12 protein-coding genes are annotated in these 13,263 nt (G+C 43.8%); 4 read left to right on the forward strand and 8 right to left on the reverse strand.

Annotation, left to right across the window (positions count from 1 at the left end; translation table 11 throughout):
* Positions 1-31 precede the first annotated feature (31 nt).
* The 4 genes from MKX64_RS06305 (at position 32) to MKX64_RS06320 (ending at position 4,058) form a co-directional block, all read left to right on the forward strand.
* Positions 32-1,438: an MFS transporter gene (locus tag MKX64_RS06305; RefSeq protein ID WP_176475585.1), complete on the forward strand. Its 1,407-nt coding sequence runs from the start codon at positions 32-34 to the stop codon at positions 1,436-1,438.
* A 322-nt stretch (positions 1,439-1,760) separates the two neighbouring features.
* The gene (locus tag MKX64_RS06310; RefSeq protein ID WP_095267463.1) at positions 1,761-1,955 is read left to right on the forward strand and encodes a hypothetical protein; all 195 of its coding nucleotides are present in this window, start codon (positions 1,761-1,763) and stop codon (positions 1,953-1,955) included.
* 288 nt (positions 1,956-2,243) lie between these two features.
* Positions 2,244-2,684 carry an Rrf2 family transcriptional regulator gene (locus MKX64_RS06315; RefSeq protein WP_095267464.1) on the forward strand — a complete coding sequence of 147 codons (441 nt, stop codon included), beginning with the start codon at positions 2,244-2,246 and terminating at the stop codon, positions 2,682-2,684.
* A gap of 189 nt (positions 2,685-2,873) precedes the next feature.
* A complete protein-coding gene (locus MKX64_RS06320) occupies positions 2,874-4,058 on the forward strand; it encodes an MFS transporter (RefSeq protein WP_095267465.1) in 1,185 nt (394 codons plus the stop codon).
* Positions 4,059-4,312: 254 nt separating this feature from the next.
* Here the strand turns inward: MKX64_RS06320 and MKX64_RS06325 are convergent, their stop codons facing one another.
* From MKX64_RS06325 to MKX64_RS06360, 8 genes are all read right to left on the reverse strand, one after another.
* Positions 4,313-5,404 carry a HAMP domain-containing sensor histidine kinase gene (locus MKX64_RS06325; protein WP_095267466.1) on the reverse strand — a complete coding sequence of 364 codons (1,092 nt, stop codon included), beginning with the start codon at positions 5,402-5,404 and terminating at the stop codon, positions 4,313-4,315.
* Complete coding sequence (locus tag MKX64_RS06330; protein ID WP_095267467.1) at positions 5,394-6,086, reverse strand: response regulator transcription factor; 693 nt, start codon at positions 6,084-6,086, stop codon at positions 5,394-5,396. Before MKX64_RS06330 ends, MKX64_RS06325 begins: the two co-directional genes overlap by 11 nt.
* Positions 6,087-6,120: 34 nt before the next feature.
* Positions 6,121-6,678, reverse strand: a complete 558-nt coding sequence (locus tag MKX64_RS06335; RefSeq protein WP_095267468.1) for a class I SAM-dependent methyltransferase — start codon at positions 6,676-6,678, stop codon at positions 6,121-6,123.
* A gap of 851 nt (positions 6,679-7,529) precedes the next feature.
* A complete protein-coding gene (locus MKX64_RS06340) occupies positions 7,530-8,735 on the reverse strand; it encodes a cytochrome P450 family protein (protein WP_425320451.1) in 1,206 nt (401 codons plus the stop codon).
* 27 nt (positions 8,736-8,762) lie between these two features.
* Positions 8,763-10,340 carry an MFS transporter gene (locus MKX64_RS06345; protein WP_095267469.1) on the reverse strand — a complete coding sequence of 526 codons (1,578 nt, stop codon included), beginning with the start codon at positions 10,338-10,340 and terminating at the stop codon, positions 8,763-8,765.
* 105 nt (positions 10,341-10,445) lie between these two features.
* Positions 10,446-11,024 carry a TetR/AcrR family transcriptional regulator gene (locus MKX64_RS06350; protein WP_341036260.1) on the reverse strand — a complete coding sequence of 193 codons (579 nt, stop codon included), beginning with the start codon at positions 11,022-11,024 and terminating at the stop codon, positions 10,446-10,448.
* A gap of 90 nt (positions 11,025-11,114) precedes the next feature.
* Positions 11,115-11,801 (reverse strand): DUF6320 domain-containing protein, encoded by a 687-nt coding sequence (locus tag MKX64_RS06355; RefSeq protein WP_095267471.1) that lies wholly within the window; start codon positions 11,799-11,801, stop codon positions 11,115-11,117.
* The gene (locus MKX64_RS06360; protein WP_341035529.1) at positions 11,798-13,078 is read right to left on the reverse strand and encodes an alcohol acetyltransferase; all 1,281 of its coding nucleotides are present in this window, start codon (positions 13,076-13,078) and stop codon (positions 11,798-11,800) included. The genes MKX64_RS06355 and MKX64_RS06360 overlap by 4 nt, the downstream gene beginning before the upstream one ends.
* Positions 13,079-13,263: the final 185 nt, after the last annotated feature.

Here is a 13,263-nt window from a genome sequence, read left to right on the forward strand (position 1 = left end):
TTTATCACAATTTCGTAAAGGGATGAAGACGATGAACAACTTGAATAGGAACACGGACCGAGCGGGGATACGAGAGTGGATGGGGCTTGCAGTGCTCACGCTGCCCGTTTTGATTCTCGCCATGGACATGACCGTTCTGTATATGGCGCTTCCGCATATCACCCAGGATTTGAATCCGAGCAGTATCCAGTCGTTATGGATTGTCGATATTTATGGGTTTATGGTAGCCGGTTTTTTAATGATGATGGGAAATTTGTGCGACCGCGTTGGACATCGAAAAATGCTCGTATTTGGGGCAATTTCGTTTTGTATCGCTTCACTGCTTGCAGCCTATTCCAATAGCACGGAAATGCTGATTGCAACTCGTGCTTTTTTGGGAGTCGCCGGTGCAGCCCTCATGCCTTCCACCCTTTCTTTAATAGGACATATGTTCAAACTAGAGAGGCAAAGAGGCATTGCGATAGGTATATGGATGAGTTCTTTTGCAGTGGGGACTATCATTGGTCCGATGGCAGGCGGGATCATGCTTGAATTCTTCTGGTGGGGATCGGTATTTCTGTTAGCAGTTCCTGTTACCATACTGCTGCTGGTATCCGCTCCGTTCTTACTTCCTGAATATCGGGGGGCGCTGACGGTTCGGCTAGATCTACCTAGTGTGATCCTATCATTGGCTTTTATTATGGCGCTCATCTTCGGAATCAAAAACATAGCCCAATCCGGATTGAATGCGCTCCCTCTGGTTTCGATTGTGGTCGGATTGCTGCTCGGTCTGATATTCGTACTTCGACAGAGGCGTTTGCCGAATCCGTTGATGGATTTGCAGTTGTTCCGACAGCGGCCGTTCAGTACTGCATTAGCCGTTTTGTTATTATGCAATTTGGCTATAGGCGGGGTTTATCTCTTTGCCACACAGTTTCTGCAGTTGGTGTTGGAATTATCACCCCTACAAGCCGGCTTATGGCTTCTCCCTTCTGCATTCGCTGTTATTTGCGGCTCGATGCTCGCCCCGAATCTCGCTCAGAAAATGAATCCGGGTTTCGTAGTCGGATCCGGATTGCTGGTCTCCGTGGTCGGATTTCTGTTCTTAAACGGGGTTAAAACGGAAGCCGGGTTGCCGTTGCTCATCACAAGTCTGGTCATTTCGTTCTTAGGAGTAGGTATGGTTCAGTCGCTCGGTGTAAATCTGGTTGTCGGGTCGGCACCGGCTGAAAAATCGGGTACAGCCTCTGCCTTATCTGAAATGAGTACGGAGCTTGGAATGGCACTTGGAGTTGCGGTATTAGGAAGTGTGGGCTCTGCTGTCATGGGAAGCACCAACATGTTAAACGCAACCCATGATTCCTTTACTTTCGGACTGCACGTAGTCGGTGCGACCAGCGCAGCAATTACATTTGGAATAGCTGTTATCACCTTTGCCGTTTTTCGGTATAAACATTGACCAGGGCAGACTCACCAAAGATCATTCATCCGCTTGAATGGCTTGGCTCATTTATACTATAATTTAATGAAACCGCTGTGCGATTAGGGGAGCATGTGCATATGAAACGCGCAAACATGCCGGAGTTAATCAGCTGGCGGCGACTTTCGCCGCCAGATACATCCCCCCCTCCCGTGCATCGTGTCCGTCTCCAAGCAAGCGAGTATTACTGTATTCTGTTCGGTGGAACAGTGGGAAGAAGTTTCCCTGACTTAAATTCCGATCAAAGCACCGCATTAAATGCTGCATTGAAAATAAGCCCTAAACGAAAGGAGTAATAAATATGCCCCCAATTATTAAGTTTTTCGTCTTACTTGCTTGTGCAGGTTTTGTGTTATTTATCATGTATGCCAATCGAAATATGCGTTCAAAAAACTTAAATGGCGATGTTGGTCCGGTCGGCAGCAGTTCAGTTGGTGAAAAAAATCATACAGATCCTGGGGCCGACAGCGGTTCTGATGGTGGTGGCGGAGACTGATTAAATAGGCTTCTTCTGTAAACATTCCCCTGCAAGGCCCCCACGCTTTTGTGCTCCATCCAATATTTCAAACATGAGTCAGCTAACAGACTCTAAAATCTAAATCATTTCCGTCACCTGTATTTTTCGACCACAGCTTAAGTTCCTTGGCGCCATATTGTACAGCATGATAGCGAATTTTTGAAATGCAGAACCTTGATCCCTTTAATAGAATACATCATTTGTTAACGCTTATCGTTGACATACGCAAGCAATGTAACTAAAATGGTTTTATTGGGAGGGATTTCAATGGCAGTCGCTAGCAGATTTACGGTTGCACTTCATGCATTGACCTGGATTGCTGAAATGAGTAAAGAGAATACGGAGCATGTTCCTTCTGATCGGATAGCGGAGAGTGTGGGCACCAGTCCCGTATTTATCCGTCGAATTTTGGGAATGCTTGGCAGGGCGCATCTTGTCTCCGTAAAACACGGGGGGAAAGATACTGGGTGGAAGCTGGCAAGACGTCCAGAAGATATTACATTGTTACAGGTATATGAAGCGGTGGAGCAAAAGCCGTTGTTCGAGCTACATCACAGCACCCCGAGCAATACCTGTCTCATCGCCAAGGGAATACGTCCGGCATTAAATACGATTTATGGAAAAACAGAGAATGCAATGAAGAATCAGTTGTCTGAATATTCGATAGCCGATTTATTAAAAGAAACGCTTACGCAAGCCTCATTATAGTGTGCGTGTTCAACGTGTTCAAAACGTAATGAATTTTCAATGCGATAAAGGATGGTTTGCTGTCGTTATGATCAAGCAGCCACCTTTTGAACACGTCTTTTTTTAATAAAAAAATGATTAGACAAAAAATTTTGACCATCAATGTAACTGGTTTAGTTGTATTGATAAAATGCGAAAGGGAGTTTTATAATGAATCGTTTGATTATTTTACTTTTGACCATCGGGGCTTTCCTGGCAGGAACGGCTGAATATATAATTGCAGGCGTAGTTGATATGGTAGCGTATGATCTCCAGGTTAGTATCGCGCTAGCCGGACAGTTAGTGACAGCCTACGCTCTGGCTTACGCCATTGGCGCACCATTAGTCGTTATGCTGACTGCGCGTATGGAACGAAAAAAAGTAATGGTTGCGGCTATAGGTCTATTTATTATCGGTAACCTGATTGCTTGGTGGAGTCCAAATTTTATCATGTTGTTCGTTTCGCGCTTATTATTAGGCGTAAGCGGTGGAGTGTACACCGTTGTTGCCATGAGCACGGTCTTCAAACTCGTCTCCCCGGAGAAGCTGGGCAATGCGATCGGCACACTGACAATGGGAATCAGCGGATCGCTTGTATTTGGCGTGCCGCTTGGAGTAGCGCTTAGCGGCTGGATCGGTTGGCAAGGTTCGTTTGCTGTATTGGCCACTGCAAGCTTTATAGTCATGCTTGGCATCGTACGCTTGATTCCTGCCATAGCCGGTGGTGAAGCCATACCTTTCAAGCAACAATTCGCGGTATTTAAGAACCGTAAGATTGTGAGTGGTTACTTTATCACGTTATTCTGGATTGCCGGTTATGCGATAACGTATACGTTTTTGATTCCTTTTCTTCGGGAAACAGTGAACATGGATACCGCTGCCGTAAGTCTTACGTTGTTCATACTAGGTATTTTCGCGATGGCAGGCTCACGCTTGGGAGGCTATGGTGCAGATCGGTGGGGTCTTGTCAAAACGGTTGTGATCAGTATGTCCATTCATGCGCTTGCTTTGCTGCTCCTTCCCATTATGAACATAGCGATGCTGTCCACAATCACAATTGTCGCGGTCTGGGTTGGCTCTGCTTGGATGACCTCCCCTACATTACAGACGTATTTCATACAACAAACACCAGCGTCTCCTGATTTGGCTTTAAGCTTAAATACTTCGGTGCTGCAGTTTGGCATTGCCGTGGGGGCCGGTTTTGGAGGAGTTGCTGTAAATGCCGCAGGCTCGGTAGCCGTCACCCCCTGGATTGGAGGGGGGCTGGTTATTCTAGGCATGATTGCCGCGTGGATTTCCTTTTCTATGCAACACACACCATCTGCTGGGCAGCATGAGAATAGGGAAACCGTTTAATTAGATTTCACGGATAGGTCCGGTGAGAGTCAGCTAGCCAGCGTCACTGCCATACCCTCCCTTATGAGTCTTGATCGCATTAACGGTGAGTGCAGGAGTATCACGATCGGTGTCTTCGTTATCTTATAAAAGTGTGAAGTCGTGGCACGGACGAACATGCCCGCCTATCAGCCCTTATTTGATCTATTTGATTGACATCGTATCCGTGCCCATCGGGCTTGATTAGTGAAAGGGTTGTTTTTAATTGCAGAACATTAAAGATGCTCTGAGCTGCACTTTGCAATCGGTAAAAGTATTGAGAAAACAAAACGCCCATCGTTGTGCTCGAATGCAATATATCCTCCATGCTGCTCAACGATATTCTGGACAATGGAAAGACCTAAGCCCGAACCTGCAGGAAGTTTTGGATCAAGATGACGACTGACTTGATAAAAACGATTAAACAGCTGTTGCTCGTCCTCTTTTGTAATCGGGGTTCCAAAGTTTTCAACCTCTAGAACAGCATAACCATCTTCGACCATGTACAATCTAATGTTGATGGTCCCGGGCCTATGTGAAAACTTCAATGCATTCAAAAGCAAATTGTCTATTGCTCTGACCAATTTTTCTGCATCAATGGACACAATCACGTTTTTCTTTTCCCATTTGGTTGTAACCGCTAACCCTTTTTCATTTGCCAGCGGCTCAAACTCATGCACGATTTGCTCGGCCAAGTGCTGAAAATCTAACGCCTGCAAGGAAAGGCGAAGATTCGGATTCATTAATCGGGTGTTCTCAAACAAATGATCAACAATTTTGTTTAACTGTTCAAGCTTGCGGCAAGCATGATCTACAAACCGCTGATATTCCTGCCGGTTTTTAAAAGATTCTGTCCGAATCAGATCGAGGTATGCATTAATACTTGTTAATGGTGTCCTGACATCGTGAGATAGACCTGTAATCAGTTCCATTTTGATCTGCTCCTGAAGGCGTTCCCGTTCAATTGTTTGTTGAAGCTGTTGCGCCATACGGTTCATTGCCAAGGCTACCTCGCCTAGCTCATCCTTTCTTGTGACCGGTATCCGGTAATCCAGTTTGGCATCGCCTATCTTTTTTAGTCCATCCGTTATTTCATGAAAATACATTCGAATCCGATAGGTGAACAAGGAAAAGCAGAGAAAAAAGGTGCCCAGAAAAGCGAATATCGGGACGTAAAAAAAAGTGAATCCATACGGCGTCGCATTCAGCAAGCTGCCAATCACTGACATGACTAGTAAAGCTAAAGCGGCACTGCCCAGAGCTGCCGCTAAAATTTGATAGCTGAGATTCTCCCTGAGGTTTAATTTGTGAAACCATTTATTGTTCAATTTTATATCCAACTCCCCAAACCGTCTTAATATACATCGGCTTTCTCGGGTCCTTCTCAATTTTTTCCCGCAAGTTGCGAATATGCGCCATGACCGTATTTTCGGTATATGACAAGGATGGGTCCTTCCAAACGCGTTCATATATTTTATCCGTATTGAAAACAATGTTGGGGTTTGAAGCCAGTAACTCCAAAATGGCAAATTCAGTCGGCGTCAGTTTAACGTCCCTTCCGTCAACCGTTACCTTGTGTCGGTCGGGATCAATGACGAGGCCCCCAATTTGAATGTTATCTTCTTCCTGTGCCGATTTCACATACATGCTATTTCTTCGCAGTTGTGCTTTCACTCGTGCCACTAATTCCAAAGGATTAAAAGGCTTCGTCATATAATCATCGGCTCCACTCGACAATCCTGTAATTTTATCCAAATCCTCTGTTCTGGCCGAAAGCATGATAATGGGCACGTTCGATTGTTGCCGGATATTCAAGCACGCTTGCACTCCATCCAAGTTTGGCATCATGATGTCCATAATAATGACATCAAATGCTTGTCGCTTCAAACATTCAACAGCCTCATGACCGTTTTCTGCCTCAATTACATCGTATCCTTCATTTCGCAGATATATATGAATGACATCCCGTATTTCCGGATCATCATCAACAACGAGTATATACGTGCTCATGCGGATTTACCTCCTTTCGACTCTTCCTTCAACATCAGTTGAATTTCTTTCTGCACACATACAAAAATGCTGGCGGTATATTTAAAGGGATAAACTTAATCTGCTGCAGATTGAACTTTTCACTTAACTCTTTTTTCATCTGAAGCGAGTACTGAAAAGCAACAAACCAGCCGCCGGGTTTAAGACAAGTTGAAATTTGCTCTAAAAGCGTCTCTCGGACGGATTTGGAAAAATTAAAAAAGGGAAGTCCGCTCCATATGCAATCCAATGCACCGATCCCTGACTGCTGAAGCATTGCCTTCATTTGAAGCGCATTGGGATAGCATCTGAAATCCGGATACGCTTTAGCCAAATTGTCTCGAAGCCGCTCGTCCTGTTCAAATAAGACCAGTTCCCGCAGTTGGATTTGCGAAAGATACTTCGTAATCGCACCGGTACCCGCACCCAGCTCTGCAGCATAATGAATTTCCTTCCACGGAACGCTATTCGCCATCTTTTGCCCTAAAAAGCTTGAACTTGGCACAATGCTTCCTATTAATTTGGGAGATTGCACAAATGTCTGAACAAATAACAATGCTTCTTTATATTCCATCGAAATCCCTCCTTGTCTTTAAGGATGATCATAGCGAATACACTTAAAGAAATATTAAGGGATTTTCTGAATAAATTCTGAAGGTAAGAAAGCACTTCGTCAATAACATTCCCACCCCTGTCGAGAGGTGTTCATTAATGCTGTTTAATGGTCAAGTTCTAGAATACTTCACACCATGTCTTCTTCACTTTACTTAAAAAATTCATTCAATCTTAGGGTTTATTATATGATTGACACAACGAAAGAGCTTTAAAATCAAAGCTTAAAACAATCGGATCAGCATACTACAAATGTCATTTTCATACTCAATATGATCACATCAGGACAGACCATTCCCTTATTTTCCTTGAAAAGATTATCTTTATTCAGTTGGAGAAAAAATCATATAGATCATGATACCGACAGCAGATCTGATGGCGGTGGCGGAGACTGATTCAGGAAAGGCTACTTCTGTCCATATCCCACTACTAATACCTCCAATTTTCATACGCTTGTAATGAATAACGGCAACAATGCTCAAAAATTATGTACTATGTAATTGTAGCAGGTAAATGTAGGTTGATCTGGTTGTTTGAATCATGGAATCACACTTGTTCCTCGGTAAGCGAGGATATTGCGGGCTGATGACCTCTACGCAGACTCAAGTGTTTCGAGAGATTGTTAGGAATCCAACTTGCATAATCGAACAGGTGTATCGTTAACTGAAAACAAGAGCATTCTGTAAAATTTGTATGTTACAATAAACGCTGCAGCCTGTGAACTGCAGCGCCGATAAGATGTTATCAAACGGGCCAAGTTTCAAATAGATTGTCCGCTCTCGGGTATAGTAGTCATCGCTCTGTAATTTAAAGCTAAAACAAAACAGGTAATTCTTCTAGACCACGCATCAGCATTCCAGGTTTCCACTTCAAATTCTCTACTTCTGTAGCTAGCCGTATTTCTGGCATTCGTTTCAACAATGCTGTAATGGCAATTTCTCCTTCTAATCTCGCTAAAGGAGCCCCAAGACAGTAGTGAATGCCTTTACCGAATGCAAGATGTTTATTTTGTCCACGAGTGATATCAAAAACTTCGGGATCTTGAAATTGCTCAGGATCATGATTCGCAGAATTTAAAGCAACAAGGACTTGATCTCCTTCATGAATTGTTTTATCTCCTAATCTAATTGTTTCAGTAGCCCATCGGTTTGTGCTGAATTGAACAGGCCCATTATAGCGTAGAATTTCCTCAAGGGCTGACTTTATTAAATTTGGTTCATTTTGCAACCTTACCTTTTGATCGGGATGTGTTAATAAAGCATAGACTCCATTAGTGATCAGATTAACGGTCGTTTCATGTCCTGCGATAATTAAAAGCGAGACAATTCCATACAGCTCTTCTTCTTTTAGACGATCACCATCTTCCTCAGCTTGAATTAGTTTACTAATTAAATCATTCTGAGGGTTTTCCCGACATTGCTCAAACCACTGCTGCAAGTATGCAACGAATTCCTCCAAATGAGTTTGTAATTCTTCTATTCGTTCTGGTTCTTGGGGTGGATCAACAAGTGTATTAGACCATTTACGAAATTCATTTCGATCTTTGCTTGGTACACCAAGCAGTTCACATATAACAATAATGGGCAATGGAAATGCAAAGTCATTGATTAAATTCATGTAACCTTTATTTTGAACTGCATCGAGTAACTCATGTGTGATTTCCTCAATACGCCCCCGTAAACTTTCAATCATACGCGGTGTAAAAGCCTGATGGACCAAGCCGCGTAGACGCGTATGATCGGGAGGATCAGAAAATAACATATTTTGTACTAAAAGATTTGCTGACCCCTTGTCCTGCTTGTCTTCAGTAGCGAAATAATTGAAGTTCTTTGTAAAACGAGGATCCTTTAATATTGCTACTGCATCTTCATACTTGGTAACAACCCATGTGTATTGACCATTATTCATCTTAGCGAGGTGAATAGGCTCATTTTCACGTAGGTTTTTAAATGTTGGGTAGGGATCTTGGCTAAACTCAAAAGAAAATAAATCTTTATTTCTGGAACTCAAAATACTCAATCCTTTCCTAATGTTTTTTTGGATACATCATTCAGTTCTGGCGGATACGTTACGCAGCAGAAAAACGGTTAACCCAGCCACTAGTAAAGCAAGCACGGCACTAGTGGCAGCAATCGTATTCAAGCCCACTGTGAATGCCTCGCGCGCCAATCCGACTACCTCTGCTGCCAGCTCTGCGGGCAAGGCTGCGCTCGCCTCCACAGCGCTTGGGAGAGAGTCCTTTACAGCCTGTACTGCGGAAACGGGAAGTTCCTCGGGCAGCGAACGGCTTATTTGGCGATCATAAACCGCTGTTGCAATACTTCCCATTATGGTAATTCCTAATGCTGCTCCCAATTCGGCACTTGTTTCCGATATCGCGGAGGCAGATCCGGCTTTTTCCGGCGGGGCTGCTCCGATAATGAGGTCGGTCCCCAGCACCGTTAACGGCGCTATGCCTATCGAAAAGACCACACTGCCAACAACCAGGACAGACAAAGCTGAAGCAGCCTCTACCTGGGTAATGGCAGCCAAGCCTGTACAGGAGATGAATAGACCCGTCCCGATCACATAAGCTGGGGGAAAGCGACGGACAAACCACGGGGCTGCCACTGAGCCCATAATAATTCCCCCTGCTGACGGGATCAGCCAAAGCCCTGCCATAAACGGGGACAGATGCTGCACAAGCTGCAAATATTGGGCAATATAAAAATTAAGGCCGCTTATGGTAAGCAAGCCAAGCAGCATCATGCACAGCGCGCCGCTAAAAACAGGAAGGCGAAACAGCCTAATATCCACTAAAGGATCCTTCACATCATTTTGTCGATACACAAACCCCCACCCAATGAGCAAACCGGCGGCTATGATCAAGATGGACAACACATCGAGCCCTTCTTTGGCCATACTCTTAATACCATAAACCACGCACAGGATGGCTGCCAGGGACATGATCGCGCTAAGCAAATCCAGACGTTCGTTTGTCGGCTCCCGATATTCAGGCAGCAAGGACGGAGCAGTAACAAGCAGCAACAGCATCACGGGTACGCCCAGTAGAAAAACAGAGCCCCACCAGAACCATTCCAGCATCAATCCCCCGACGACCGGACCAAGCACACTCCCCGCCACTAGGCACATCATCCATACGCCAATCGCACTACTGCGCTGCTGAGGGTCCAGGAACATATTTCTTAATAAGGATAATGTGGAAGGCATCAAGGTTGCACCTGCGATGCCCAGCAGTGCACGGGTTGCGATCAGCATTTCCGCACTGCTCGAATAGGCAACAAGCACGGAAGCCACACCGAATGTAGCTGCACCGATCATAAGCAGCTTTCTGCGTCCAATGCGGTCAGCCAGTTTTCCCATGATAATGAGGAAGCCAGCCAGTGTGAAGCCATAGATATCCACCATCCACAGCATTTGCGTGCTGCTCGGAGCAAGATCTGCCGCCAAATGCGGAAGCGCCAGATAAAGTACGCTAATATCCATAGACATGAGCAAGGTTGGCAGCGCAAGTACGCCTAATCCGAGCCACTCCCTGGCCCCGGCTTTAGCCGGAGCTTCTATAGCCGCAGCCTCCCCCGTCCTTTTCTGTTCACCTGTCGTTCTGTTTTCAATTTTGTCCATAGCGTTCCCCTCCTCTATAATTACTTTAAGTCACTTTTAACCAAAAAAAACTATTATTGTTTTTATAGTTTCGACAAAAAAAGAAAGGCGTGGAAGTACCCTTCTTTATTTTTCCTTGGAGATCAGCCCGAACAAGATAATATCCGTAATTTGCATGACAGCTTCTGTAGTGGAAATATTGTTTTGCATGTAGAATCTTTGATCATGCACGGATTGGATCGCTTCTCTTATCAACTTTACAATTAATGTGGCATTTTTGTTAATGATGACTCCTTCGTGTATCCCTTGCTCGATTAAGGCTTGCAGTTCGTTCCAGTCCTCCGTAAAAACTTTTGAGACCTTGCTCCACTGTTCTGGATAAGATCGCTTGATTTGCTCTAATAGGACTCGATCGTAAAGCTCTTTATGCGTTGGCAAGGCATTTATAACGCCTTTGATCTTCTCGACAAGCGTTAAATTAGAATTATTCAATATTTGCTCCGTTATATTGTCCACTTCGGAAAAGGTCTCTTCAATTAATGCATCTAATATCTCCGCCTTGGATGAAAAATGCTCGTAGAGCGTCCTTTTACTAATTCCTAGTCTGCGGGCCAAATCATCCATGGTTAACTTTATGCCACTTTCCTTCAATTCTTCAGCGAATGCCTCAATAATACGATGTTTGATTGTTACGCCTCCTTCGATACTAAAGAGCCAATAATGGTTTTATCAGTTTCGATTTATTATATAGTCTTGTATTATATTTTTGCAATGCAGCCACCGCCTCCTGATCCATCAAACATGAAATTTTAGCTTAATTTCTTCGCGAAAGCTGTTATCTGCGAGTAGCAGCATGCCGCCAAATGTTATCAACGAATGCAAGGCGGCCGCAACGGCAGTCCACAAAACTTGTGACAATTCTAATAAATATAACAGCAACGGAACAAAACTTAGGAAATGCAGGTTCAGTAAGCAACCTATAAGCCCTCGCCATTTTGACCTTCCCGTACAACAAATGAGAGTAACAAGCAGTGTTGCCGCTATCAGTACAAATGGAATCACATACTCTGTCGACCAGTAATGCGAACCCCCCACCACATCGATCCACAACAGCATAATCGACAGCCCAAACAACTGGACTAGGATTTTACGGCCGAGATGGGCGGACCCTACAATGGTATGCCTAATGGAAAGCCATATATACAGCAAACAAGGTAATAGATACAAACTCCACATGTTCTCCCTAGAACTCAGTATGTTAACAATAAGAAGAACGCTAATGACGGATACCACGATAAAAGAGAGCCACTTGGATATGTTCTCGCTAGACTTCTTATGTTGCCTATCCGACATCAAATAGAATGGGTACAATTGATTAGTTAAAGTAGAGATTCCAGCAGTCTCTCTGCCAAATTTCCTTCGACACAATGGGCATGTAGCATGCGAAGGATCTACGATAACGCCACAGCTTTCACACTTCATGTTTCCATCCCCCAATCATTGCTGACAATCTTCAACTCCAGTCCGCTTAGACCGCTAAGCAGTCGAAAAAAATGCATTATAACATCACTTTCTAAAATATTGCGTGCAAAGGTTATTGTGAGTGTTTCATTGACTGAGCACACGGCACAATTTATTGGAGTTTTAGAGGTTGGATACATCGTCGTCTCCATCGCTTCAACATATTGTGTCATACTGGACGGAATACTGATTCTGCCTAAATTCGTAAGCGTCATCGTCTTGACAGCCTCACTGTACCTATCAAAACCATACCGCATGGCTAGGTTTTTTAACTTGAGTGGTACAAACCTAGACAACCAGTTTTTCTCATATTTCATACTGTTTGCTATCGTCTCATATAAATACGGTTTCTTTGTTTTTTTCTTCATTTGCTCACTTACCGCTTCAAGCACTTGTTCAAATGTCAGTTCTTGCTTCATATATATTTCAATGTTGATTACAGTAAAAAAATTTCGCAAACTGATTGAAGGGAATAATTTCCTCAAATTGACGGGTAGGCTGATTACAATTGACTGTTGGCTCTCGCTGTTAATAGTCATAGTAGCGGCATGAACCGCCATGATCAGAATGGCCGTCAGGTAAGCTGTAACAGTTACTCCTTGTATCTTTGCTGCTGCATTTAACTGGTTAGCGTGAATAAAACCGTGCACGACATTATGTCCGTAAGGCATGAAGCGTGTGCCCGGAATTTTCAGTGCATTTGATACCTCGTCTTTCAAGTGTGATTGACTATTCGTGTAGTAAGCTCTAAAGCTATCCTGCGCTTCAGCATAGCGAGCAAATGAATCAGGAGGAAGAATTACCCCTTCCCTGTCATCTATCTGAACACCACTTGTATATAAATACTGGAATACTAATGTTTTGAGAAATTCAAGTGCCCCCCCACCATCCGTTATAGCATGAAAAACTTCAATGCTGATCTTGTTTTTGTAATACAGCACCCGTACTAAGCTTCCATATTGTTCTGACAGATCCACTGGCGCACAAGGATAGTTCGTTTCTTGCTCGACTATGAGCCGCGATTCTTTCTGGCGAAGAAATTTCCAGAACAAACCGTTTTGAAGTTCTACATTCAAATTCGGAAATCTAGAAATCACTTTGTCCAAGGCCTTTTGCAGTAGCTCAGGGTCGATCGGGCTAGTAAGAATCATCGACAATCGATAGGTAGAAGAATTTTCTTTCCCGGCTACTGCTGGAAACACCTTACCTGCGTGATCAAGTTTACTCCAATCCTCCATTAATCTGTCTCCTTATACGCGACTTGAATTTGAAAACTAAAAAAACCTTAATAGTTTCCTCGTTTTAAATTATTATAAAGCGGCATACTTTTATTTGCAAGCTCAATATTTTTTCGAACCGATTTGACCAGAATTAAGGCTCAAAAAAATCTGTGACCATTGAATCAAATGTCGTTGATGCAACC

This window comes from Paenibacillus sp. FSL M8-0334 (assembly GCF_038000405.1).
Taxonomy (GTDB): Bacteria; Bacillota; Bacilli; order Paenibacillales; family Paenibacillaceae; genus Paenibacillus_AQ; species Paenibacillus_AQ campinasensis.